Source organism: Nonomuraea sp. NPDC059023 (assembly GCF_042740095.1).
Lineage (GTDB): Bacteria > Actinomycetota > Actinomycetes > Streptosporangiales > Streptosporangiaceae > Nonomuraea.
The window spans coordinates 99,004-121,997 of the sequence record NZ_JBHYIO010000011.1 but is presented as its reverse complement, the minus strand read 5'-3'; the positions used below and the strand labels follow the sequence as shown (position 1 = coordinate 121,997).

Annotated in this window: 25 protein-coding genes; 14 read left to right on the top strand and 11 right to left on the bottom strand. The window is 70.3% G+C overall.

All coding sequences use genetic code 11. The annotated features are described in order from the left end of the window. Nucleotides 1-91: 91 nt before the first annotated feature. The gene (locus tag ACFWYW_RS20460; protein ID WP_379615140.1) at nucleotides 92-556 is read left to right on the top strand and encodes an Lrp/AsnC family transcriptional regulator; all 465 of its coding nucleotides are present in this window, start codon (nucleotides 92-94) and stop codon (nucleotides 554-556) included. On the opposite strand, the gene ACFWYW_RS20455 is transcribed toward ACFWYW_RS20460, so the two are convergent. The 4 genes from ACFWYW_RS20455 to ACFWYW_RS20440 all read right to left on the bottom strand — a co-directional run bounded on the left by ACFWYW_RS20455 (nucleotide 553) and on the right by ACFWYW_RS20440 (nucleotide 3,585). Beyond that, nucleotides 553-1,971, bottom strand: a complete 1,419-nt coding sequence (locus ACFWYW_RS20455; RefSeq protein WP_379615138.1) for a WGR domain-containing protein — start codon at nucleotides 1,969-1,971, stop codon at nucleotides 553-555. The two genes, ACFWYW_RS20460 and ACFWYW_RS20455, sit on opposite strands and share 4 nt — an antisense overlap. 72 nt (nucleotides 1,972-2,043) lie before the next feature. Then, nucleotides 2,044-2,625 (bottom strand): hypothetical protein, encoded by a 582-nt coding sequence (locus ACFWYW_RS20450; RefSeq protein ID WP_379615136.1) that lies wholly within the window; start codon nucleotides 2,623-2,625, stop codon nucleotides 2,044-2,046. Further along, the gene (locus ACFWYW_RS20445) at nucleotides 2,622-3,095 is read right to left on the bottom strand and encodes a GNAT family N-acetyltransferase (RefSeq protein WP_379615134.1); all 474 of its coding nucleotides are present in this window, start codon (nucleotides 3,093-3,095) and stop codon (nucleotides 2,622-2,624) included. Before ACFWYW_RS20445 ends, ACFWYW_RS20450 begins: the two co-directional genes overlap by 4 nt. Further along, nucleotides 3,085-3,585: a GNAT family N-acetyltransferase gene (locus ACFWYW_RS20440; RefSeq protein ID WP_379615132.1), complete on the bottom strand. Its 501-nt coding sequence runs from the start codon at nucleotides 3,583-3,585 to the stop codon at nucleotides 3,085-3,087. The genes ACFWYW_RS20445 and ACFWYW_RS20440 overlap by 11 nt, the downstream gene beginning before the upstream one ends. 17 nt (nucleotides 3,586-3,602) lie before the next feature. Here ACFWYW_RS20440 and ACFWYW_RS20435 point away from each other — a divergent pair, with 17 nt between their 5' ends. Next, nucleotides 3,603-4,109 (top strand): hypothetical protein, encoded by a 507-nt coding sequence (locus tag ACFWYW_RS20435; RefSeq protein ID WP_379615130.1) that lies wholly within the window; start codon nucleotides 3,603-3,605, stop codon nucleotides 4,107-4,109. Nucleotides 4,110-4,190: 81 nt separating this feature from the next. On the opposite strand, the gene ACFWYW_RS20430 is transcribed toward ACFWYW_RS20435, so the two are convergent. Beyond that, nucleotides 4,191-4,700 carry a DinB family protein gene (locus ACFWYW_RS20430; protein WP_379615128.1) on the bottom strand — a complete coding sequence of 170 codons (510 nt, stop codon included), beginning with the start codon at nucleotides 4,698-4,700 and terminating at the stop codon, nucleotides 4,191-4,193. Between the two features lie 97 nt (nucleotides 4,701-4,797). Between ACFWYW_RS20430 and ACFWYW_RS20425 the strand changes: the two genes are divergently transcribed. Together ACFWYW_RS20425 and ACFWYW_RS20420 are read left to right on the top strand one after the other, a co-directional pair. Next, nucleotides 4,798-6,144, top strand: coding sequence for a TRAP transporter large permease subunit (locus ACFWYW_RS20425; protein WP_379615126.1), 1,347 nt, complete (start codon nucleotides 4,798-4,800; stop codon nucleotides 6,142-6,144). A gap of 13 nt (nucleotides 6,145-6,157) precedes the next feature. After that, a complete protein-coding gene (locus tag ACFWYW_RS20420) occupies nucleotides 6,158-6,391 on the top strand; it encodes a hypothetical protein (protein ID WP_184958363.1) in 234 nt (77 codons plus the stop codon). Here the strand turns inward: ACFWYW_RS20420 and ACFWYW_RS20415 are convergent. After that, complete coding sequence (locus ACFWYW_RS20415; RefSeq protein ID WP_379615123.1) at nucleotides 6,388-7,071, bottom strand: GntR family transcriptional regulator; 684 nt, start codon at nucleotides 7,069-7,071, stop codon at nucleotides 6,388-6,390. The genes ACFWYW_RS20420 and ACFWYW_RS20415 overlap by 4 nt on opposite strands. A gap of 88 nt (nucleotides 7,072-7,159) precedes the next feature. Here ACFWYW_RS20415 and ACFWYW_RS20410 point away from each other — a divergent pair, with 88 nt between their 5' ends. Genes ACFWYW_RS20410 through ACFWYW_RS20390 form a run of 5 tightly spaced genes read left to right on the top strand, consistent with a single transcriptional unit; the run spans nucleotide 7,160 to nucleotide 11,402 of the window. Beyond that, nucleotides 7,160-8,104, top strand: a complete 945-nt coding sequence (locus ACFWYW_RS20410; protein ID WP_379615121.1) for a phosphoglycerate dehydrogenase — start codon at nucleotides 7,160-7,162, stop codon at nucleotides 8,102-8,104. Nucleotide 8,105: 1 nt separating this feature from the next. Continuing rightward, the gene (locus tag ACFWYW_RS20405; protein ID WP_379615119.1) at nucleotides 8,106-8,852 is read left to right on the top strand and encodes a hydroxypyruvate isomerase family protein; all 747 of its coding nucleotides are present in this window, start codon (nucleotides 8,106-8,108) and stop codon (nucleotides 8,850-8,852) included. Next, the gene (locus ACFWYW_RS20400) at nucleotides 8,849-9,478 is read left to right on the top strand and encodes a hypothetical protein (RefSeq protein WP_379615117.1); all 630 of its coding nucleotides are present in this window, start codon (nucleotides 8,849-8,851) and stop codon (nucleotides 9,476-9,478) included. The genes ACFWYW_RS20405 and ACFWYW_RS20400 overlap by 4 nt, the downstream gene beginning before the upstream one ends. Continuing rightward, the gene (otnK, locus tag ACFWYW_RS20395) at nucleotides 9,475-10,731 is read left to right on the top strand and encodes a 3-oxo-tetronate kinase (RefSeq protein WP_379615115.1); all 1,257 of its coding nucleotides are present in this window, start codon (nucleotides 9,475-9,477) and stop codon (nucleotides 10,729-10,731) included. Before ACFWYW_RS20400 ends, otnK begins: the two co-directional genes overlap by 4 nt. Beyond that, entirely contained in the window at nucleotides 10,728-11,402 is a 675-nt protein-coding gene (locus ACFWYW_RS20390) for a molybdate ABC transporter substrate-binding protein (protein ID WP_379615113.1), read from the top strand. The genes otnK and ACFWYW_RS20390 overlap by 4 nt, the downstream gene beginning before the upstream one ends. Before the next feature lie 45 nt (nucleotides 11,403-11,447). Here ACFWYW_RS20390 and ACFWYW_RS20385 read toward each other — a convergent pair whose 3' ends face one another. Further along, nucleotides 11,448-14,972, bottom strand: a complete 3,525-nt coding sequence (locus ACFWYW_RS20385; RefSeq protein WP_379615111.1) for a discoidin domain-containing protein — start codon at nucleotides 14,970-14,972, stop codon at nucleotides 11,448-11,450. Nucleotides 14,973-15,643: 671 nt separating this feature from the next. Here ACFWYW_RS20385 and ACFWYW_RS20380 point away from each other — a divergent pair. Beyond that, on the top strand, nucleotides 15,644-16,129 hold the full coding sequence (locus ACFWYW_RS20380) for a hypothetical protein (protein ID WP_379615108.1): 486 nt from the start codon (nucleotides 15,644-15,646) through the stop codon (nucleotides 16,127-16,129). Between the two features lies 1 nt (nucleotide 16,130). Here ACFWYW_RS20380 and ACFWYW_RS20375 read toward each other — a convergent pair whose 3' ends face one another. Both ACFWYW_RS20375 and ACFWYW_RS20370 read right to left on the bottom strand, forming a co-directional pair. Further along, complete coding sequence (locus ACFWYW_RS20375) at nucleotides 16,131-16,283, bottom strand: hypothetical protein (RefSeq protein ID WP_246508322.1); 153 nt, start codon at nucleotides 16,281-16,283, stop codon at nucleotides 16,131-16,133. 344 nt (nucleotides 16,284-16,627) lie between these two features. Further along, nucleotides 16,628-16,909, bottom strand: a complete 282-nt coding sequence (locus ACFWYW_RS20370) for a hypothetical protein (protein ID WP_379615106.1) — start codon at nucleotides 16,907-16,909, stop codon at nucleotides 16,628-16,630. Between the two features lie 65 nt (nucleotides 16,910-16,974). On the opposite strand from ACFWYW_RS20370, the gene ACFWYW_RS20365 reads away from it, so the two are divergent. Genes ACFWYW_RS20365 through ACFWYW_RS20355 form a run of 3 tightly spaced genes read left to right on the top strand, consistent with a single transcriptional unit; the run spans nucleotide 16,975 to nucleotide 19,224 of the window. Then, nucleotides 16,975-17,814: an LLM class F420-dependent oxidoreductase gene (locus ACFWYW_RS20365; RefSeq protein ID WP_379615104.1), complete on the top strand. Its 840-nt coding sequence runs from the start codon at nucleotides 16,975-16,977 to the stop codon at nucleotides 17,812-17,814. Nucleotides 17,815-17,831: 17 nt separating this feature from the next. Further along, the gene (locus ACFWYW_RS20360; RefSeq protein ID WP_379615102.1) at nucleotides 17,832-18,626 is read left to right on the top strand and encodes an SDR family NAD(P)-dependent oxidoreductase; all 795 of its coding nucleotides are present in this window, start codon (nucleotides 17,832-17,834) and stop codon (nucleotides 18,624-18,626) included. 34 nt (nucleotides 18,627-18,660) lie between these two features. After that, nucleotides 18,661-19,224, top strand: coding sequence for a hypothetical protein (locus ACFWYW_RS20355; RefSeq protein ID WP_379615100.1), 564 nt, complete (start codon nucleotides 18,661-18,663; stop codon nucleotides 19,222-19,224). Here ACFWYW_RS20355 and ACFWYW_RS20350 read toward each other — a convergent pair. Together ACFWYW_RS20350 and ACFWYW_RS20345 are read right to left on the bottom strand one after the other, a co-directional pair. Continuing rightward, complete coding sequence (locus tag ACFWYW_RS20350) at nucleotides 19,219-22,029, bottom strand: BTAD domain-containing putative transcriptional regulator (RefSeq protein ID WP_379615098.1); 2,811 nt, start codon at nucleotides 22,027-22,029, stop codon at nucleotides 19,219-19,221. The two genes, ACFWYW_RS20355 and ACFWYW_RS20350, sit on opposite strands and share 6 nt — an antisense overlap. A 150-nt stretch (nucleotides 22,030-22,179) precedes the next feature. Then, a complete protein-coding gene (locus ACFWYW_RS20345) occupies nucleotides 22,180-22,614 on the bottom strand; it encodes a hypothetical protein (protein ID WP_379626249.1) in 435 nt (144 codons plus the stop codon). Between the two features lie 114 nt (nucleotides 22,615-22,728). Here ACFWYW_RS20345 and ACFWYW_RS20340 point away from each other — a divergent pair, with 114 nt between their 5' ends. Next, complete coding sequence (locus tag ACFWYW_RS20340; protein WP_379626247.1) at nucleotides 22,729-22,989, top strand: hypothetical protein; 261 nt, start codon at nucleotides 22,729-22,731, stop codon at nucleotides 22,987-22,989. Nucleotides 22,990-22,994: the final 5 nt, after the last annotated feature.

Below are 22,994 nucleotides of genomic sequence, written 5' to 3'. Positions count from 1 at the left end.
GCACAAGTATCAGGGGACATAATGCGATAAAGACGCAAATTGTTTGCGAGGCCTGGCTCTTCGTGTGGCCTGGTTTGCGTGAGGAGCGCCAGTGAGCGAGATCGACGAAATAGACCACCGGCTGCTACGGCTGCTGCGCGAGGACGGCCGCCGGACCTTCTCCGAGATGGCCACCGAGGTGGGCCTGTCCGTCGCGGCCGTCAAGCGGCGGGTGGACCGGCTGCGCGAGGCCGGCGTGATCACCGGCTTCACCGTGCAGGTGGACTACGCCAAGCTCGGCTGGGGCATCGAAGCCTTCACCGAGGTTCGCTACTCCGGCGCGACCCCGGTCAGCGAGATCCTCCGCTCGACCACCGCCGTACCGGAGATCCAGGCCGTCTTCACGATCGCCGGCGACCCCGACGCCCTCATCCACCTGCGGGTACGCGACCTGGACCACCTCCAGCAGATCATCGACGGCCTGCGCAGAACCGGCAACGTCACGGGCACCAAGACCCTGATGGTGCTCGGCTCCTGGACCCGCGACGCGCTGCGCACCCCCCGCCGGGGCGGCTAGAGCAGCCGCCTGATCTCGCCGTAGGCCCGGTAGAAACCGCCGCGGCCGGCCGAACGCACGCCGTCGACCACGTACCTGGCGCCCGCCTCGCGCACCGTCTTGGGGAACTGCACGTTCCACGACTCGTAGCCCGGAGTGACCACGCGCACCCGCAGCCGCTCGCCCTCCTGGACGCACTCCACCACGACGCCGTCGCCCGCCCCGGTCTCCAGCACGGTCTCCAGCACCGCCGACGGCTCGACCACCTCCAGCGACGCCGCCGCCTTCACGTCCACCGGCTGCGGCACGTCGCCCGCGCGGGCCGCCGCGATCGCCGCCTCGCTGGCGTCGATGCAGGCCAGCGAGCCGTCCGTGGTCACGATGTAGAGGCGGTCGTCCAGGAACTGCATCGAGAACGCCGAACCGCACCCGGTCCCGAGCTTCCACAACCGCTCGCCGGAGGCGTCGAAGCAGTAGACGGAGGAGTGGTTGTCGCCGGCGAACACGTGGCGGCCGCCCGGCGAGGTGGCGCAGGAGTAGACCGCGCCGTCGCACTGGTAGACCGCCTCCACCCGGCCGTCGCCCTTGGCCAGGCGGTGGACGGTACGGTGGGCCGTACCGGCGTAGACCGAGTGCTCCTCCTGCCAGCCGAACAGCACGTTGCCGGCCGTCTTGTTCTCCCAGACGAGCGTGCCGTCCGCGGTGTCGTAGCGGGCGACGCCGTTGGAGTGGCCGTGGTAGACGGCGTCCTCGTCACACCTGACCATCCAGGCGGAGTCGCCGCTGCCGGAGCGGGCCCACTGGAACTCGTCCTCGTAGTCGATCGTGGTGATCCGGCCCGCCCGGTCGGAGACGCCGAGCACGCCGTCGTTGATGTCCAGCCAGTAGATGTCGACGTCCGCGGCGATCTCGTAGGCCGACCTGGGCACCTTGCCGCTCAGGTCGTACACGCGGCCGTCGTCGCAGCCGGCGTAGATCCAGAAGTCGTCGGCCACGATGCACTTGACGCCGTCGGGCAGCCGGAAGCGGCCGGTCACGGTGCCGGAGTGGGTGACGGTGTAGACGTCGCCGCGCTGGTTGCCGACCCAGCAGCGCTCGCCGTCCACGAAGATCCCGAACGCGGCCGCGCCGCTGTCGAAACGCCACAGCACCGGGGCCTGCTGGGCGGTCGAGCGGGTGCTGGCCATGGCCCTGCGCGTGATGGCCCGGCGCTGGCGCACGCCGCGTACGGCAGGGGCGTACCCCTTCCGGGTCTTCTCCCCGATCTTCTTCGCCGCCGCCGTCTGGGCCTTGGCTTCGCTGGGGAAGGCGGTGACCTTGGTCTGACCTGACTCGCCGATGCGCCCGTAGGTGATGGTGACCTGCGTGCCCGCGACGGTCACCTCGTAGTACTTGTGCGCTCCGCCGCCGTCTTCAGACAGCTCCAGATAGGTCATGTGCGCTTCTCCAGGTTTGCCAGGACTTGATCCATTTGTCGGGAGACTAGAGCAAGCAGACGACAGATTCCGCTAGATCAAGTAGGCGAGGCCGGTGTAGAGGACGATGCTGAACGCGACCAGGCCGAGAACGAAGGCGAACACCCAATCGGTGAAACGCCAGCTCGCACCGGACAGCCTGGCGTAGACCTCAAGCCCGATCGGAATGACGACCACCTGCACCAGCGACACCACCAACCCCAGGTGAAGCAGGGTTACTTCCCAGGAGGGCACGGACTTTCCCTGGGCGGCGGCCAGGGCCACGATTTCGGCGCGCCCCAGCCAAATCATGCAGGTGCCATTGATAATGATGAAACCCAGCGCGTCCACGGGCCCCAGGCCGGTCTTTTCCCTGCTGCCCGTCTTGCGGGCGGGGCGGGACCATCTGACGACGGCCGTGGACCTGTTCGTCCAGGTGCGACGCTTCCGTCGGGGAATATAGGTGCGCGGGCTGAGCACGGCCCGGAACAAGTCGAGGAGCCGGAACTTCTCCGGAATTCCAAACCTGACCCACTCTTCGCGGGCGACGGTCAGAATGGCCCGCGTCTCCAGGAGAAGCGCAAGAAGAAGGACAGGTACGACCTGGGCGACTAACGAGGCGTACTCCTTGGTCATCGCCCAAAGGTAGCGTGGCCCGCATGGGCTTCCGCGCCGGCCGGGCGGATCATCCACCGGTCGATGGGGTCCTGGGCGTAGGCGGTGAAGCCGTGGCGTTCGTACAGGCGCTGGGCCGGGCTGTCGCGCAGCACGATCAGCCGGAACACCTGCGTCTCCGTCAGCACCGTGCGGAGGATGGCGCCGCCCACGCCGCGTCCCTGCGTGGACGGAGACAGGTAGAAGTGCTCCAGCCAGACTCCGTCGTCGGCCGGTCGCAGGGCGATGCTGCCGGCGAAGGCGCCGTTCACCTCGACGATCGACGTGTGCTCGGGGAGGAAGGCGTCCTTGAAGCGCTGTCTCACCCGGTTCGGGTCGAAGCGGCCGAGGCGTTCCAGGTCCGGGCGGAGCACGACGGCGCGGAGCTCGGCGATCGGGTCACTGTCAGCGGGTACGGCGGGGCGCAGCGACCAGCCGTGCTCAGAGGTCAACGGAGAACTCCACCTGGATCAGCGGCTTGCCGTCGCCGAAGTCGTGGTCGCGCGTCGCGCCCGTCTCCGCGAAGCCGCTCTTGGTGTAGAAGCGGCGGGACTGCGGGGTGTCGCGCAGGGTCCACAGGTGGGCGCGGGTGAAGCCGTCCTCCTTCAGCTGGGCGAGGGTGGCGGCCATCAGGGCGGGGGCGACGCCGGTGCCCCAGCCGTCGGGGTGGGCGTAGAAGCCGTGGACCTCGGCGATGCCGTTCACCGTCTGGGAGGGGCCGAACCAGGACAGCGCCAGCGGGCGGCCGTCACCCTCGGCGAGGTAGATCGTGTCCTTGAGCGGGGAGAGCCGGGCGTGCCAGCGGGTACGGCGGCTGCTCACCTGGCCGGCGGCGAAGGCCGGGTCGAAGAACGGCGCGTAGGCGACGGCCCAGGAGTCGGCATGGATCTCGCCGAGGACCTCCCCGTCTTCGATCGTCGCGTGTCTGATGGTGATGACCACTGTGCAACTCTAGCCAAATGCGGACAATTCTCATCATCGGCACCGTGGGTGCGGGCAAGACGTCGGCGGCCGAGGAGGTCGGCGAACTGCTGGCGGCCGCCGGCACGCCGCACGGCGTCATCGATCTGGACGCGCTGTCGCGCGGGTGGCCGCCGCCCGCGGGGGACCGGTTCAACTTCGGGCTGACGGTGCGGAACCTGCGGAGCCTGGCGGCGAACTTCCGTGACACCGGCGCCGAGTGGCTGGTGCTCGCGGGGGTGGCCGAGAACGGTGAGCACCGCGAGAAGATCGCGGAGGCCGTGGGCGGCGAGCTCACGGTCTGCAGGTTGCGGGTCGACCTGGCCACCGTCAGGCAACGGCTGGCCGGACGGCACGTGGACGACCCGGAAGGGCTCGGCTGGCACCTCAAGCGCTCCGGCGAACTCGACCGGATCCTGCGCGAAGCCCAGGTCGAAGATGTCGTCGTGGACGGCTCCGGCCCGGTGACCCGGGTGGCGGAAGAGATCCTGAAAGCGGTCGGCTAGTCCCATAGCGGCAGGCGGGTGCCCGCGGCCCTCGCGACCGCCGCGCGATACAGGGCCTGCGCGGCGGCCACGTCCTGGCATTCAGGCTCCCACGGTGCCGTCGACCGCTTCGCGCAGGAAATCGGCGTGCCCGTTGTGCCGGGCGTACTCGTGGATCAGGTGGAGCATCACCATGCGCAGCGACACCTCGGCCTCCCAGCGGGCGTTGTAGGCGGTCAGGTCCAGGGAGGCGGCCGCGCGTTCGATCCGGCGGGCGTGCCCGACCTCGGTCTCCCAGGCGCCGAAAGCCGCCTCGCGGGTGGCGCCGGTGTCGTCGTAGGCGGTCTGGAAGTCCCACAACGTCGCCGACCACACCATCGGCAGGTCCTCACCGTTGACCACCCGGCGGAACCAGTGCCGCTCCACCTCGGCCATGTGCCGCACCAGCGCCATCAGCGACAGCGTGGACGGCGGCATGGACCTGCTGCGCAACTGCTCGTCGGACAGGTCGTCGCACTTCATGGCCAGGGTGGCGCGGTGGAAGTCCAGATAGGACCGGAGCATCTCGCGCTCGCCGGCGATCAGCGGAGGTCCCACACGCTCGGTCGTCATCCCGAGAGGCTACCGAGGCCTTGACGCTGCGTGCCAAGCCGAGGAGACTCCATCACATGTCGCTATAGTATTTTATTTCGAGGAGCACCCCCATTCCATGAGCGCCATCCTCGCGCTGGCCGCGTTCATCGCCGTCATCGTCATCTGGAACCTCGCCTTCAAGCGCAACATCGCCGAGTCCATGTTCGTCGGCTTCCTGGCCTGCACCGCCTTCGCCGGCCTGGGCGCACCCGCGCTCGCCTGGGAGAGCCTGATCGAGGGCATGAAGTCCGAGGTCACGTACGCCGCCCTGACCTTCGTCTTCGTCAGCGAACTGCTGACCAGGATCGGCCTCATCGGCCGGCTGATCGACATCCTCAGCTCGCTGCTCGGCCGGCGCCGCGGCGGCGCGCTCTACGCGGCCACGGTCGGCTCGGGCGCGTTCGGCGCCGTGGCGCACAACGGCGCGGCCATCGCCGCCACCATCGGCTCCATCGCGATCCCGTGGATGAAGCGCTCGAAAACCAGCGGCGACACCGCCGCCCTGGTCATCTCCGGCAACGCGGGCGTCGGCGCCGTCTTCCCCTTCAGCGGCGCGTTCTTCCTGCTGCTCGCCGCCCCGACGGTCGCGCCGGTGCTGAACGCCGACCAGATGATCGTGCCGATGTTCGTGGTCGCCGCGTGGACCGTCGTGATGCGGCTGGGCATCGCGTACGTGATCGTCCGGCGGCGCGGCGTCGACCGTATGGACCCGGACGACGTGCACCCGCTGGCCGCGACCCTGCGCGCCGGCTGGCCCTCGCTGCTGGTGCTGGCGGCGGTCGCGCTGCCCATCCTGGCCACCGCCGGCGCGGGCGCGCAGTGGGTCGTCGGCCGGATCGGCGAGGACGCGGCCGACACGATCCCCGTGCTCTTCTGGCTGCCCATCTTCATGCTGGTCGTCGGGGTGATCGTGGGGTGGCGACGGCTGCCGCGCCGTACCGGCGAATGGTGGGAGATGCTCGGCGAGATCAGCCCCAAGTTCGCCGTCGTGGGGCTGACCATGGTCTCGGCCTTCGCCGCGTCCGCCGCGCTGTCCACGCTCGGCCTGGGGGAGCAGCTCGCGCCGCTCATCCAGCGGATGCAGGGCGTGCCGGCGCCGGTCGTGGTGGTGGTCGTCGGCCTGGTCGTCCTGCTGGTGTCCGGGCCGCTGAGCACGACGGCCACGATCGCGGCGGTGGGCTCGGTCGGGTTCCTGGCGCTGACCGGCGCCGGCATCGAGCCGCACCTCGCCTACGCCGCGCTCATCGTGTGGGCCAGCGCGGAAGGCTGCTCCCCGCCCGGCGCGGCCCCGCTCTACGTCGCCGCCGGGATCGCCGGCAGCGACCCGGTGAAGATCTTCCGGCCGGTCATCGGCTACTACCTGGTCCCGTCCTTCGTGGCCGGGATCGTGGTCGCGCTGAGCCTGCTGTGGATCCCGTTCTAAAGGAGGAAGTCCCATGTACGCGCTGCTGCTCACCGTCTTCAGGCTGCTGCTGATCACCTTCGTGCTCGGCGGCGTGGCCGTGACGTTCTTCCAGGTGGCGGGCATCCTGATCGCCAGCCCCGGCCTGACGTCGTTCTTCGGCGGCGACTTCGCCGACTGGACCTGCGTCGTGGCCGCGCTGGCGGGGATCGTCTCGTTCCTGCAGCTCTACACGAAGGACGCGAAGGACACCGAGGAGCTCGTCTAGCCGGTCGCCGCGACGGGCCGCTGCTTCCTGCGCCGGTTGGCATTCTGCAGATGTTCGCGCATCCGGATCGAGGCGATCTCGGGGTTGCCCTCCGCCAGGGCCTCGTAGATCGCGCGGTGCTCCCTGGCCGCGTGCCCGGCGCCGGTGTTGCCCAGCCGCGAGAAGAGGCGGAAGCGCTGCACCTGGCCGTTGAGCGAGCGGTAGGCGGTCTCCAGGAACGGGTTGTCGCACTGCTGGGCGATCAGGCCGTGGAAGCGGTCGTCGGCCGCCCAGTAGGAGCGGAAGGAGCTCGACTCGGTGTCGGCCAGGCCCACCGAGCGGTCGAGCTCCTCGACCGCCTCCAGCAGTTCCTCCAGGAACTCCGGCGTGGTGCGCCGGCAGGTCTCGTAGGCCAGCGCCGGCTCCAGGACCAGCCGGGCGTCCATCAGCTTGCCGATCTCCCTGTCGGTGAACATCGGCGCGACCCGGTAGCCCTTGAGCGCCTCGCGGACCACCAGGCCGGTGTGCTCCAGCCGGGCGAGGGCCTCGCGCAGGGGGGTCTGGCTGACGTCGAGTTCGCGCGAGAGGGCGCCGATGTTCAGGGGGGAGCCGGGAGTCCGCTTTCCGGTCATGAACTGGTCGAGAAGCACCTCGTACATCTGGTCGGCAAGGGGCTGCTTCTTCTTGCGGGCCTCGGACATCACGTTCCTCTCGTCGAGCCGATTATCCCAGGCGATCGACTCTAGGATTTATCGCTATAGTATAGTTTTAATGGAAAGGATCTTCCTCATGCGTGTCCTCGTGACCACTGCCTGGCTCCAGCCCGGCGATCAGGTCGACCGGCTGCTCCGGGAGGAGGGCTTCGAGGTCGTCCACAAGCGCTCCGGCCGGCTCGTGGACCTCGTCCGGGAGGTGGACGGCGTGGTCGCCGGCACGGACGCCTTCACCGCCGAGGTCCTCGCCGCCGCGCCGAAGCTCAAGGTCATCGGACGCACCGGCGCCGGCTACGACAACATCGACACCGAGGCGGCCACCGAACGCGGCATCGCCGTATGCCCGACTCCGGGCGTCAACCGGCGCGCGGTCGCCGAGCACACCCTCGCCCTGATGCTCAACTGCGCCCGGCTGCTGCCCCAGAACATCCGCTCGGTCAGGAGCGGCGGCTGGGAGCAGCCGAGCGGCCGCGAGCTGGCGGGGGCGACCCTGGGCATCGTGGGTCTCGGCGCCATCGGCAAGTCGGTGGCCGAGCTGGGCAGCCTGCTCGGCATGGACGTGCTCGCCTACGACCCCGACCTCGACCTCGACTTCGCCGCCCGCACCGGCGTGCGCGCCGTTCCGCTGGCCGAGCTGCTGCGCCGGTCCGACTTCGTCAGCCTCCACATCTTCCTCGACGCCTCCACCCGCCACCTGATCGACGCCGCCGCGCTGGCCACGATGAAGCCCACCGCCTACCTGATCAACACCGCCCGCGGCGGCGTGATCGACGAGGACGCGCTGGCCGACGCCCTCGAACGCGGCGAGCTGGCCGGCGCCGCGCTCGACGTGGTCGAGGTCGAGCCGCTGCCCGCTGCCAGCCGCCTGCGCGAGCACGACAACGTGATCGTCACCGCCCACGTCGGCGCCGCCACCGCCGAGTCCCGCGCCCGCTCGGGCCGGATGGCCGCGCAGGCGGTCATCGACGTCCTGAACGGCCGCGCCCCCGCCTTCACCGTCAACCCCCCGAAGGTGTCCTGACATGCGCTTCGACGCGAACCTGAAGTGGTTGTTCACCGAGCTGCCGTTCGAGGCGCGCTTCGACGCCGCGGCCGCGGCCGGTTTCGAGGGCGTCGAATACCCCGACCCCTACGCCCACGACCCCGCCGGCCTCGTCCGCCGCCTGCGCGAAGCCGGGCTCGAACAGGTGCTCATCAACACGCCGCAGGGCGCCGACGCCTGCCGCGCCGCCGGCTTCCGCGAGGGCTTCGACCGGGCGATGGAGTACGCGCTCGCGCTCGGCGCCGGCCTCGTCCACGTCCGGGCCGGCACCCGGCCCGAGGGCGTCGTCCGCGAGCGCGCCGAGGCCCGTCTGGTCGCCAACCTCGCCTGGGCCGCCGGCCAGTCGCGCGGCAGCGGCGTACGCCTCGTGCTGGAGGCGCAGAACCACCGCGACAGCCCCGGCCGCGTCCTGCGTACCCAGGCGCAGGCCGCCGCCGTGGCCGAGGCGCTCGACGCCGACCACGTGGGCGTGCTGTTCGACCTCTACCATGCGCAGGTCGACGAGGGCGATCTGATCACCAAGGTGCGCGAGCTGGCGCCGTACACCTTCCACTACCAGGTCGCCGACCCGCCCGGCCGGCACGAGCCCGGCACCGGCGAGATCGGCTGGCGCGCGGTCTTCGCCGCCATCCGCGAGAGCGGCTACCGAGGCTGGATCGGCTGCGAGTACCAGCCCCAGGGCCGCACGCTCGACGGCCTCGGCTGGATCGAGGAGTTGGCCGGATGACCCGCGTCGCGCTGATCAGCGCCACTCCCGCCGCGATCGCCCCCGCCGTCGCGGGCCTGGCCGACGCGTTCCCCGAGGCCGAGCCCTGGAACCTGCTCGACGACAAGCTCCTCGCCGACGCCCGCGCGGGCGGGCCGAGCGCGCGCATGTCCGCCCTCATCGGCTACGCGGTCGACGCGGGCGCGCACGGGGTGCTGCTGACCTGCTCCCTGTACGGCGAAGCCGCCCGATCGGCCGCCCGAGGAGTCCCCGTCCTGGCCCCCGACGACGCCGCCTTCACCAAGGTGGCCGAGTCCGGATACCGGCGCGTCCTGACCGTGGCCAGCCTGGAGGAAGCGCTGGCCGACTCGGTCGCCCGCCTGACCGGGGCGGCGCCGGGAGTGGCCGTGGACGGCGTGGTCAGCCCCGCCGCCTTCCAGGTCAGCGACGGGCGGGCGCTGGCCCGAGCCCTCCACGACACCTGCGCGCCCTGCACGAACGGGGTGGAGGCGGTGGTGCTCGCCCAGTACTCGCTGGCCCCGGCCGCCGCGGAACTGGCCAGGTCGCTCGGCCTCCCGGTGATCTCCGGCCCGCACACCGCCGCCGCCGCGCTCCGGCGCGCCGTCCTGGGCGGCGAGCGGCCGTGATCGGCGCCATCGCCGACGACGTCACCGGCGCCACCGACGTCGCGGTCGCGCTGCACCGGCACGGCCTGCGCACCCTGCTCTTCTTCGGCACTTCCGCCGCCGAGGCCGCTCTTCCTCCGCACGACGCCGTCGTCATCGCGCTGAAGACGCGCACGGCCCCCCGCGAGCGGGCCGTCGAGCAGTCGCTCGCCGCCCTGGACTGGCTGCGCGCCCACGGCGTCGGCCAGGTCTACTTCAAGTACTGCTCCACCTTCGACTCCACTCCGGACGGCAACATCGGCCCGGTACTCGACGCCCTGGCCGACGCCCTCGACGCGCCGCTGGTCGCGATGACCCCGAGTTCGCCCGAGCACGGCCGTACCCAGTACCTCGGCTACCTGTTCGCGGGTGAGCGGCTGCTGTCGGAGTCGCACATGCGCGACCACCCGCTCACGCCGATGACCGACTCCTACCTGCCACGCGTCCTGGAGGCCCAGTCCGCGCACCGGGCCGGGGTGGTCCCGCTGGAGACGGTACGCGGCGGACCGGCGGCCATCGGCAGGCGGCTGGAACTCCTGCGGCGCGAGGGCGTCCGGTACGCCCTGGTGGACGCGGTCGAGGACGGCGACCTGGTCGCGGCCGGGCAGGCGCTGGGCGGCCTGCGCCTGGTCGCGGGGGCGGCCGGGCTCGCCGCCGGACTCGCCCTGGCCCACGAGGTCGGCAAGATCCACGAGGCCGCGGGGGACCCGCCCGCGCGCGTGCCGGAGGGGCGCGCGGCCGTACTGGCGGGGAGTTGTTCCGCGCGCACGCTCGAACAGGTCCGCGCGGTGATCGAGCACGGCCGGCCCGCCCACCGCCTGGACGCCCTCGCCGAGCCCGACCCCGAGGCGCTCGCCGCGAACGCCCTGGCCTGGTACGACGCCCAGCGGCCCGAAGACGGCGCCCCGCTGATCTACTCCAGCCTGCCCCCGGCCGAACTGCGCGAGGTCCAGCGCGTGCTGGGCCGCGAGCGGTCGGCCGGGCTGCTGGAGTCCGCACTGGGCCGGATCGCCCGCGGCCTGGTCGAGCGGGGTGTCACCCGGCTGGTCGCGGCCGGTGGCGAGACCTCGGGCGCGGTCGTCCGCGCGCTCGGCGTCACCGGCGGCGTGATCGGGCCCGAGGCGGCCCGGGGCGTCCCCTGGATCTTCACCCCGTCCCTCAGCCTTCTCCTCAAGTCGGGCAACTTCGGCGAGCCCGGCCTGCTGCTCGACGCCTCACGATCGGAGACCCCATGAAGTTGTTCAGCACCTTGGCCGTGAAGAAGGCCTTCGACGACGTACTCCTCGCGGAGTTCACCGGCAGGACCGGCATCGCGGTCGACGGCGTCTACGACCCGACCACGCAGCTGATGGCCCGCATCCGGGCAGGTGAGCGCCCCGACGTGATGATCGCCGTCACCTCCTCCTTCGACGAGCTGAACGGCAGCGCCGTCCTCGACCTGTCCACGAGGACGGCGATCGCGAAGACCGGCGTGGGCCTGGCGGTGCCGCCGGGCGCGCGGCTCCCGGACCTCACCACGCTCGAGGCGTTCAAGGCGGCCCTGCTCGACGCCCGCAGCGTGGCCTACTCGCGCACCGGCGCGAGCGGCATCTACTTCGCCCGGTTGATCGAGGAACTCGGCATCGCCGAGGAGGTCAACGCCCGCGCCACCGTGATCGACAAGGGCTTCATCGCCCACGCCGTGGTGGACGGGCGTGCCGACGTGGCGATCCAGCAGCTCAGCGAGCTGCGTTTCGTCCCGGACGCCCGGATCGCCGGGCCGTTCCCCGCCGAGGTGCAGCACTACAGCGAGTTCTCCGCCGTGGCCGCCACGGCGGAGAACGGCGAGACCGCCGCCTTCCTCGCCTTCCTCACCTCCGACGAGGCCCGGCGAGCCTACGAGCGGACCGGCCTGGAGCTGCCCTGACCGAAATCCAAGGGGTGCGGGCGCGCCCGCCCGCACCCCTCGCGCTCAGTTCACGTTGATGGTGAACGTCGAGGTCGTGTTGCGGATGTCGGTGTGGTTGCCGCTGAAGCGCAGCCCGTTGAACGTCACCGAGCCCACCGCAGGACCCTGGCCGGGCTCCGGCAGCTCGTTCGCCCACAGGCCGAAGCCCGACTTGGCGTCGAAGGCGTCACCGGACTTGCGCGCGCCGCTGATCGAGATGTCGGTGAGGACCGTGTCGGTGATCGGGTTCACCGGCCGGCCGCCCAGATACTGCGTCTGGAACATGATCCCCGAGTACGTCGGATCCACGATGTCCACGTCGCTGATCCTGATGCCCTGGAACACCTTCGACGCGGAGAACAACCAGATCGCCGGGAACGTCTGCTGTCCCCAGAAATGCCCGCCCGCCCGGACGATCGAGATGTTCTCGAACCGGGTCGGCGTGGGGCCGAAGCCCCGCATCTGGATGCCGAAGTCCAGCGAGCTGACCGTGATGCCGGAGTAGACGAGCGTGTCGGCGATGTAGATGTTCCTGAACACGTTGTCCTGCCCGCCGTACACGGCCACGCCGGCTGCCCGCCAGGTCAGGGTCGAGGTCAGGTTCTCGTAGACGTTGCCCGTCTGGTCGGCGTTGTTGATGTCGATCGCGGCGAACAGCGCGAAGCTGTCGTCGCCGGTGCCGCGCGCCTCCACGTTCCTGACCGTGTTGTCCGAGCTGCCGTTGGTCAGGTTGATCGCGTCGGCGAACGTGTCACGCACCCGCGAGTTCGTCACGGTCAGGTTGCGCATGTTGGTGCCCCAGAGCATGCACATCTGGTGCTCGACCCACACGTTGTCGATGGTGAGGTTCGCGACGCCGTTGAGGTCCCAGACCTTGCCGGGGCCGTCGTTGCGGATCACGTAGTTGCCGAACGAGGCGAACCCGCTGAACGACGAACCGCCCGCCGAGCTCTGCACGTCGAACCCGACGTTCGTGTTCTCCTGCCCGGAGGGCGACAGGAACCTGGTGAACCACGGGCCGGCGCCGGTGACCTTGACGGCCTTGCCGTACACCTGGAACTTCTGCGCGGTCGGGTAGTCGCCCGCGGGCAGGTAGACGCCCACGAGCGCGGGGTCCTGGCGGGCGCGGTCGAGCGCGCTCTGCACGTCCTGGTGCGTGAATCCAGCCGGTACGGCATAGCGAGCCGGATCCGGGTTGCCCTGCGGCGTGGCCTGCTCCAGGTTGATGAAGTCGATCGCGAACGTGCCGCCGTTGGCCGCGTCCTTCTGCAGTTTGATCTTGCTGCCCTGCGGCACGGTGGTGCCGAGCGTCACGTTGGCCTCGTCGTAGATGTGGCGGGGCGGGCCGGCGCCGGGCGAGTTGCTCGGGTTGGCCTCGTCGCCGTAGAGCCAGGCGTACTTCGAGGTCAGGTTGATCGCCTTGAGGAAGGTTCCGTTGACGTAGACGTTCAGCGTCGAGGTGGTGCCGTCGGGGATGGAGTAGCGGGTGACCAGCGTGTTCGCCGGCGCCCTGGTGGTGAACTCGACCGAGGCGCCGGTGGAGTTCAGCAGGACCGCGCGCCGTCCCGAGGCCTCGCCGGCCGGGTCGCCGATGGTGCGGTTCGGGCCCACGAGCTGCGCGCCGCCGGCGGGCACGCCGTCCTCGGCCTCGTACATGTCGTAGGGCAGGTTGGCGCCCCTGCCCACGAACAGGGTCTGCGTGGTGGTGTTGTTGGCCCGCTTGACCGGCAGCTCGTTGGCGTCGTCCGCGATGACGGTCTTGACGGTGTACTTGCCGTTGGCCGCGGTCCAGGTGCCGAGCGTGGTCGGCGGGGCGGTGGCGCCGGCGTTGATGACGCCGGAGTGGGAGCCGGTCAGCGTGCGGATGACGGTGCCGGACTCGTTGGCGACGGTCAGCGTGACCCCGTGCGCGCCGCCGGCGGAGGCGAGGTTGCCCTGGTTCTTGATCGCGACGGAGAACGTGACCGTGTCACCGGCCGCCGGGTTGCCCGGTGTCCAGCCGACCGGCGCGGCGAACAGGTCGGAACTGTCCACGGGCCGGACGGTCAGCGGGTTCGGGTGGTTGTAGGTGTTGTTGCCCTCGTTCTGCTCGATGACGGAGTCGCCCTCGTCGACCTTCGCCGACAGCGGGTACGAGCCCGCGGGGCGGGTGCCGATGTTGGCCGACACCGTGGCCGAGGCTCCGGCGGCCAGTGCGGCCACGTTCGCGGTGCCCGCCTTGGCGGTGCCGAGGTACAGGTTGACGTCCGTGGCGCCGGAAGGCTCGGTGCCGATGTTCTTGACGGTGGCCGACAGGGTGACGGCGTCGCTTTCCACCGGGTTCGCGGGGGAGGCGGACATGCCGGTGACGGTCAGGTCGGGGTTCGGCGCCGGGGTGCCGATCACCTGGAACTCGGCCACCTGGCCGTTCGGCGCCCCCGTGTTGGCGCTGAACGACAGCCGCACGCCGGCCAGGCGCGCGTTCAGGGGGATCGTCACCGTGTTGCCGGAGGCCGGGTTGAAGGTGTAGGCGGCGCTCTCCTTCCTGACGGTGTAGCCGGAGGTGTTCTGGTCGCGGCCGAGCACCTGGAGGGTCTGCGTGCGGGTGGCCCAGGCGGCGTCGGGGTTGAGCTTGAGCACGAGGGCGGAGACGTCGGCGTTGGCGCCCAGCTCGACGGTGAGCGTGTTCGGGTACCCGCCGCCGCCTTCCCAGTAGGTGGCGAGGTTGCCGTCATTGGCGTTGGCCGGGACGTAGACCCAGGTGGAGCCGCTGGCGGTGATCGGCTTGTTCAGGGCGAGGTTGGTGCCGCCGCCGCCTGACCGGGTGACCGTGTCGCTCTCGGGGGAGCGGTTGCCGGCCGCGTCCTTGGCTTTCACGTAGTAGGAGATGGTGGTGGTGGGCGGCTGACTATCCGTATACGCCAGGATATTTCCGCCTACTGTGGCCCTTAGGGCGTTGTTTGCGTAGATCTCATATCCCGTCACCCCGACGTTGTCGGTGGAGGCCTGCCAGGTCAGCCTGATCTGGCCGCTCGCCGGCTCGGTGAAGGCCAGGTTGCCCGGGGCCGTCGGGGGTTGGGTGTCGGGGCCGGTGGCCGGGCCGTACACCTCGAACTCCGAGATCTGACCCGCCGGCCAGCCGGTGTTCGCCGTGATGGACAGGCGCACGTAGCGGGTGCTGACCGCGGTGAGGTCGATGGTCGCCGTGGGGCTGAACGTGCGGGTCGCCTGGGCGCCGATGGTGGTGAAGGTCGTCCCGTTGGTACTGCCCTGCACGGTCATCGTCTGGGTACGGCTCGGCCAGGTGGTGGGCAGCTTGAGCACCAGCTGATCGACCGTGACGGCGGCGCCGAGGTCGACCTGGATCCATTGGGGGAAGGCGTTGTTGGCCGACTCCCAGTATGTGGACTGGTCGCCGTCGGTGGCTCTGGGGGCGGGGTAGACGTCGGTGAAGCTGCTGGCCGAAGCGGGCTTGCCGAGGGCGAGGTTGGGGCCTGCCTGGGCTTGGGCCGGGTGGGGCGTCAGAACGAAGGATAAGGCGAGTGCGAGTAACGCAAGCATGCGTCTCATGGGCGGGCCCTTCGTGACGGGGGGTGGCCAAACCATAAGATGACGAACAAATGACCGCAATATTTCGACTGGATTGCGCAAATTCTCGACAAGGCGATGGGAGCGTTCCAAGGCCTGTTGGGCTGGCCAGATGAGCCGGGAATTCCCTGAGCCCGCGCGCAAGGGCTTACGTCACACCCCCGCAAGCCCACGCAAACCCATGACGTGGTTTTGCGCCCCGCACTCACCCGCCCCGCGCCCCTGGCCGCGCCTCACTCCGCGCCCACACGCCATACGCGGCTTCCGCGCTGCGCGCCACCCGCCCGGCACCCATGCCCTGCGCCGTGCGCGGCTCCTGTGTGCCGCGTGGTTTCCACGCCCGTGCCCGTGCTGTTTCCGCGTCTCTCCCGTCCCGGTGTCCCTGGCCCGCGCCTGCTCACCATGCGCGGCTTCCGCGCCGCGCTCCACCCGCCCGGCCCACTGTTCCGGGTCTCGCGTTCCGCGTCTCGCGTTCCGCGTCTCGCGTTCCGCGTCTCGCGTTCCGCGTCTGTGGGTTCTCGCCGGCCAGGGGTGTGCCGTCGTGGTCTGCGCGGGGCGGAGCGGGGTGTGTCGGGTTTGTAGGGCTGGATGGGTGCGAGGTGGGGTATGGGCTGCTTGTGCTTTATGTCTTTGGGTTTGAACAGACCGGTGTCGTGCTGAGCGACCTCTACTTCATCGACCCGAAACCCGCCAAAGGTCAAGAAGGCCCCGAGCATGGCGTCCGTCTGGAGGTCAGGGAACTCGAACGGGGCGCGCTCAAAGGGACGATCTACTCGGCCCAGCCCATCGCCGTAGGCCGGCCCATCTGGCGGGTGGACCTGCTGGAGTCGGTGGATGGTACGCCAGGCAGCTTCGACCGGACCCACCACCATCCGGAGTTCACCGGATGGGATCCGAGCTCACGCGTCTTCGACCGGGCGCTCACCGCCGACCCGTTGGGTTGGCTGAGCGACCGGCTCACCGAGGCCGCCGGGCCGCTGGCCGTGCTCGACGAGGCGGATCGGGGCGCGCTTCGCCGGGCCGTACCGGAAATCGTGGAGGCGGCGGGGCGGCTGCTCGACGGCGTGCGCGCAGGCACGCTCGGCACCGCCCCCTCCTCCGGCGCGCCCCTGGCGGACGCGCGGGCCGGTTGGCTGTAGCTCAGAGCTTGACGAGCTTGGCGTACGGCACCGTGATGCGAAGGGTCTCCGTGCCGAAATCAACGACAACGGCGACATCCTTCTCCACCCGGATGACCGAGCCCAACCCGTATTTGTCATGGCTGACCAGGTCCTGCACCTCGAAGTCGGGCATCGGAGGCGCAGGGGCCTGAGGGACGTTGAAGGGACTTCCTGGCAGGGGACGCCGGACCGCGGCTGTTCTGGGTTTCATTACGGTAAGTATGAGCCCATTTGACACGCGGCGGGGGTTTTCTGGATATCAATCCGTACTCGGCGCCGCTCACCGGCCCGTTTTCCTCGCCCAGCACCCGGCTGCGGCCACAAAAGATCTACGCGGCCGGGACCGTAACCGGCCAGGTCAGGGGCGGGACGAACACGAGCATACGGCAGACACCCCCGCCGGATACCTCAGAACGCTTCCACCACTCCGGCCTCATCCGAAAGGTGTGCTCCGCACAACGGACAAGAGCCGGCAATCTACGCGGTACGCCGCCGGTGGAGCAGGGCCTCGACCATCGAGGTGAGCAGGAATCCCATCGCGACCAGGGCCAGGCCGTGCTCGACCCATTGGGCGGCCGGCCCCCACTTCAGAGACTCGGCCAGCAAACTCTGCGGCACCCCGGTGGCCAGGCCGATCACGTGGGTGAGGACCACCCAGCCCGCGACGACGCTCATCGCCCACAATGCCCACTGGGGGTATCGGTCGACGGACAGGGAGTTGCCGAGTCGGATCGCCGCCAGAGCGCGGTTAATGGCCATATGAGCCACTATGGCACTTCGCGGTTTGCCCTGACGCCGGTGTCAACGTTCTAGCCTCCAAGACCATGAAGTTCGGCATCAGCTACAGCACGCCCTACTACGGCGTCGACCCCCAGAAGATCGTGGCCTTCGCCCAGCTCGCGGAGGAATGCGGCTTCGAGTCGATCTACCTGCCCGAGCACATCGTCCTGTACCCGGGGGCCAAGGTGGGGACGTTCGAGATACCACCGGCGCTGCCGTACCTGGACCCGCTCGACTGCCTGTCCTTCATCGCCGCCGCCACCGAGCGCATCCTGCTCGGGACCGGGGTACTGCTGCTGCCGTACCACCACCCGGTGATCCTCGCCAAGCGCCTGGCCACGGTCGACGTCCTGTCCGGCGGCCGCATGCGCCTGCTCACCGTCGGCCTCGGCGCGCTGCCCGGCGAGGCGGAGGCGCTCGGCGTCGACTTCGCCACCCGCGGCCGCCGCGCCGACGAGGCCATCGACGTCCTACGCCTGCTGTGGGCAGGCGGCGAAGAGGGCGTCAGCCACTCCGGCGAGTTCTTCACCTTCACCGACCTGGTCAGCTTCCCCAAACCCCACCAGACCACCCGCCTGCCCATCCACGTAGGCGGTTCCAGCCGCCCCGCCGCCCGCCGCGCCGGCCGCCTCGGCGACGGCTACTTCCCCGGCGGCCGCCCGGACCCGGCACAGTGGGACCTCGTCCGCGCCACCGCCGCCGAGTCCGGCCGCGACCCCGGCACCCTGGAATACACCAGGACCGCCACCATCGACCTGTCTCCCGAACGGCTGGCGGACCTGACCAGCGAAGGCGTCACCCGAGTCGTCGTCAGCACCTCGGCCACCTCGCTCGACCAGCAGCGAAAGGAGCTGACCGGCTTCTCCCGCCGCTTCAGCCTCTGACGGGTATGTTCTGGATCATGCTCATCGATCTCACGGACAGAACGGCCCTGGTCACCGGCTCCACTCAGGGCATCGGGGCGGCGATCGCGGCGGGCCTGGCGCAGGCCGGCGCCAGGGTCGGGGTCAACGGCCGGAGCCGGGAGTCGACCGCGGCGGCGGCGTCCCGGTTGAGCGCCGAGGTGCCGGGCGCCCAGATCGTCCCGGTCGCGGCGGATCTGGCGACCGAGGAGGGCACCGCGGCGGTGGTGGAAGCGCTGCCGGACGTCGACATCCTCGTCAACAACCTGGGGATCTTCGAATCGCGGCCCGCCCTGGAGATCGACGATGCCGAGTGGCGCCGCTACTTCGAGGTCAACGTCCTCGCCGGTGTACGGCTGACGCGCGCGTACCTGCCGGGCATGATGGAGCGCTCGTTCGGCCGGGTGCAGTTCATCGCCAGTGACTCAGCCGTCGCGATCCCCGCCGAGATGATCCACTACGGGATGAGCAAGACCGCGCTCCTGGCGATCTCCCGCGGCTTCGCCAAGGCCGCCGCCGGAACCGGCGTCACGGTCAACTCCGTGATCGCCGGCCCCACCCACACCGGCGGCGTCGAGGACTTCGTCTACCAGCTCGTCGGCCGCGACCTGCCCTGGGACGAGGCACAGCGCGCCTTCATGCGCGAACACCGCCCGCAGTCGCTCCTGCAACGCCTCATCGAGCCGGAGGAGATCGCCAACATGGTCGTCTACCTCAGCTCAGCCCAGGCCTCGGCGACCACCGGCGGCGCCCTCCGCGTCGACGGCGGTTACGTCGACGCGATTCTCCCCTGACGAAGAAGCGCGCCCGCTGGATACTTTCGCGTCCATGGACGACAGAACAAGATCACTGAGTACGGCTCTCGCGACGGCGCTCGACGTGGCCGACCCCGGCACGGCGTACCGCGTGTGCGGCACGAGCGCCGCCCTCCTCCAAGGCGTCCAGCTCCCCGCCAGAGACGTCGACATACTGTTCGCCGGCCGAGAGGACCTGGACAGGTTCGCCGCGGCACTCTCGGTGTTCCCCTGCCTGTACGAAGCCTCATGGCTCCCCGAAACCGCGCAGTACTTCACCAGGTTCGACGTGAACGGCGTCGACCTGGAGCTCAGCACCGTCGAACGGCCGGCCGACTCGGACGCCCTGGAATGCGTGGGCAGCGGCCCATGGCAGCACCACGTCCTGATCACGTGCGGCTCTCACCAGGTGCCCGTCGTCCGCCTGGAGCTCCGGCTGGCCACCGAATTTCTGCGCGACCGGCCCGACCGATACGACCCCCTCCTGGACCACCTGAGCACCCATGGTTTCGACGCCGACCTGCTGGGACGCGCGCTGGACGCCCACGCCATCCCCGCGCACCACCGCCGGCTCGTCGAGGCCCGCCTGCGGCTATGACACCAGCAGCAGGCGCACGTCCTCCGCCTCCGGCAGCGCGAGCCGGTCGAAGATCTTCAGTGCCTCGGTCAGACAGGCTCGCGCCCGCCCCGGCTGCCCCCGTTCGCCGAGCGCCCGGCCGAGCACGGTGAGGGCCATCCCCTGCGCCCACTCGTCGTCCGCCTTCGTCAGCACCGCCAGCGCGTCCTCCGCATGCTCGATCGCACGCTCGGAACTACCGACCAGGAGGTAGGTCTCGGCCATCCGGAACAGCGTCGCTCCCTCCCACCCCAGCTTCTTCAGCTTGCGATGTTCGGTCAGGGCCGTCTCGAACTCGGCCAGCGCCTGCTCGGGATGTCCCGCTTGGTGCAGGACGATCCCCAGCTGGTACGCGGCCGACGCGTCCGGCCTGCCGTCACCCACCTCCAGCATGATCTTCTCGGCTTCCCTGCCGGCGTCGAGCGCCTCGTCCATCCGGCCCAGATCGGCCAGCACGCGTGCGAGGTTCCCGAGCGTGATCGCCAGGTTGGACGGGTCACCGACCGAGCGCCACACCTCGGCGGCCTGCCGGTACCAGTCCGCCGCCTCCTCCGATTCCCGCCTGCACATCGCACTGCGGGCCAGCAGGCTGAGCGAGTCGGCGTAGGTGTCCAGATCGCCGTGCTCCAGGCTGAGGTCGCGCGCGGCCAGGCCGTCCTGCGTGGCCGCGTCGAGTGCGCGCCTGCTCACCCAGGTGAACCCGCGCACACAACGGGCCCGCGCCTCCAGAACCCCGTCCGCGCGGTCCGCCGCCGCGGTGACCAGCAGATCGCACAGCCGCTCATAGCGGGCGGTGTCGGACTCATAGCCGATCACGTCGATGGTCATGTCGAGCAGGATGACGGCCTGGCGCAGTTCGCCGCCCGGGGTGCGCGCGGTCTGTTCGAGGCAGTTGAGCAGGCCTTGCTCCTCCTCGTCCGCCCAGTCGACGGCGGCGCCCTCGTCGTTGAAGCGCAGCCCCGCCGAGCGCGTGACGACCTTGTCCGGGCGCAGGTCGCCCAGGAACGTCAACCGGAGCGCCCCGGCCACCGTGGCCAGGTAGAAGTCCAGCATCCTGGCGAGCGCGGCCTGCCGTACCCCTGGATCGTCGGGGCGTGACCTGGCGTAGAGCTTGAGCAGGTCGTGGAAGCGGTAGCGGCCGGGCGAGGGCGACTCCAGCATGCTCAGGTTGACCAGCGCCTCGCACACCTCCTCGGCGTCCGGCTCCGGCAGGTCGAGCAGCGCCGCCGCGACCGGCAGCGAGAACATCGCGGCATCCGGTACGGCCAGCAGCCGGAATGCCCGAGCGTGCACCGCGTCGAGCTGGTCGTACCCCAGCGAGAACGTCGCCTCGATCGCCAGATCGCCCGCCCTCAGCTCGGCCATCCTGCGCCGCTCGTCCGACAGCCGGTCGCGCATCGTGGCCAGGCTCCAGCCCGGCCGGGCCGCCAGCCGGGCGGCGGCGATCCTGATCGCCAGCGGCAGGAATCCGCAGGCCGCGACCAGATCCATGGCGGCCCCGCGCTCGGCGGAGACCCGCTCCTGCCCGACGATCGTCGTGAACATCAGCAGCGCCTCGGCCGGCCCCAGGACCTCCAGATCCACCTGCCGCGCGCCGGACAGCCCGGTCAGCCGGGCCCTGCTCGTGACGATCACCCCGCACCCCGCCGAACCGGGCATCAGCGGTCGTACCTGACCGGCGCCGGACGCGTTGTCGAGCACCACGAGCACCCGCCGGTCGGCGAGCGCGGTCCGGTACTCCGCCGCTCGCTCGGCCAGGTCCTCCGGCGGATCCTCATGCCCGAGCGCGCGCAGGAACGCCCCGAGCACCGCCCCGGGCTCGACCGGCCGCGCGCTCGATCCGCGCAGGTCGACGAACAACTGCCCGTCGGGATAGTGACCGGCAAGCCGATGAGCCGCGTGTACGGCCAGCGTCGTCTTGCCCACCCCGCCCGCCCCCGACACGGCCGAGATGACCAGGGCCGGCGCCTCACCGGAACCCAGCGCGGCCACCACGCCCGCCACCTCGCGCTCCCGGCCGGTGAAGTCGGCCACGTCGGACGGCAACTGCCTGGGCACCTGCCGCTGCGGGACACGTTCGGCGGGGCGGCCGAGCGCCACGTCCGCGCTGATGATCTGCTGGTACAGCTCCGCGAGCTCCGGAGACGGGGCCACGCCCAGTTCCCGGTCCAGCAGCTCGCGCGTGTCGGTGTAGACGCCGATCGCCTCGGCCTGCCGTCCCGCGAGGTAGAGGGCCAGCATCAGCAGCGCGCGCATCCGCTCATTGGTCGGGTGGTCGGCGCACAGCGTGGTGAGCTCGGGGACGATGTCCGCATGCCGGCCGTTTCTCAGGTCGGCGTCCAGGCGGCACTCGAGCGCGGCCAGCCGCCGCTCGTTCAGGCGAGCGCGCTGGGTCTCGGCGAAGAAGCCGTCCAGGCCGGCCAGCGGCTCTCCCTGCCAGAGGGCGAGCGCCTCGGTGTAGTGCCGCTCGCCGTACAGACGCTCGAATGCGACGACGTCGCGCTCACCGCCGAGCAGGACATAACCATGACCGACGGACGACAACACCTCCGCGCCGAGCACCCCGCGCAGCCGCGAGATGTAGGTCCGCAGCGTGCTGAGCGCCGTGCGCGGCTGCTCCTCACCCCAGATCGCGTCGATGAGCAGGTCCGGGCCGGTCGCCCTGCCCTCGGCCAGCAACAGTACGGCCAGCACCGTCCGTTGCTGCGGCGAGCCGAGCTTCAGCTCCCTGTCACCGCGCCAGGCGCGCACCGGGCCGAGCAGCGAGAATCGCAGGTCGTCCGCCATCGTCTTCCTCCTGACCGGCCCTCCTGGGGCTGGCTTGAGTGGAGCCGTGGCCTCGATCGGGGCGCCCGCAATCGTAGAGGACGTTCCTTGTTCAGCGGCCGGCCGAGGTCCACCAGGATGGTCACGTAGCTGCCGACGGCCCTGACCTGGTCATATCGTCCACCCCTGGCGCTGAGCTCCGAGCAGCTCTCGGATGAGGTCACGGGCGTTGGAGTCCCGTTCGGCGATCACCTGCAACGTGCCGGCGGCCCGCCCAACTCGCTCGACGATCGCCGCGATGACATCAACCGTCTCACCCTCCGGATCGATGAACGTCTCGAAGCCCGGTTCCGGCTGAAAACATCCCCACCAGTCCAGCAGAACACAAAGAGCGATCTGCCTCGGCGACCCGGGGCGCTCGGCGATGATCTCCAGTAGGACGTCGGTGCCCGCGACGGCGGCTGGATACAGCGTCCCAGCGTGATCGTTCCCGATCACTGATCGGATGCCGCCACCTTCCGCCATATCTCTGCGCAGGGCGGTGAAGGCTTCCGGGACGGCTTCAGGCCGGTACCACTCCGGCCCGGGGATCGCCGCCCAATCCACAGCCTCAGGGTTCACGAGGGGAGCGTACGCCCGACCATCGCCTCCGCAGGAGGCGTTAGGTTGAAGCGGCACAGATCGAATGCTCGGCTTGGGCACGGAGAAGGGGCGAAGGGTATGGCGGTTCGTCCGAAAGCCTGGAGTAAAGAGTCGCGCGGTGCCCTGCTCAAGCTGACTGCCTGCCTCGTGATGCTTTTCCTGGTGGAGCTGGTCGTCGACTACCTCACCGACGGGCCGGAAAGGTTCACCGCGTCGTACCTCACCGTGCGCCCTCTCACACTCGCCTTCTTCTGGATGGTCGGGGCGGTGTTGATATGGCGATGGGGCTATATTCGCGCTCTCCGCCGGCAGAACGATCCGGACGACGTCAAGGAGTAAGGCGC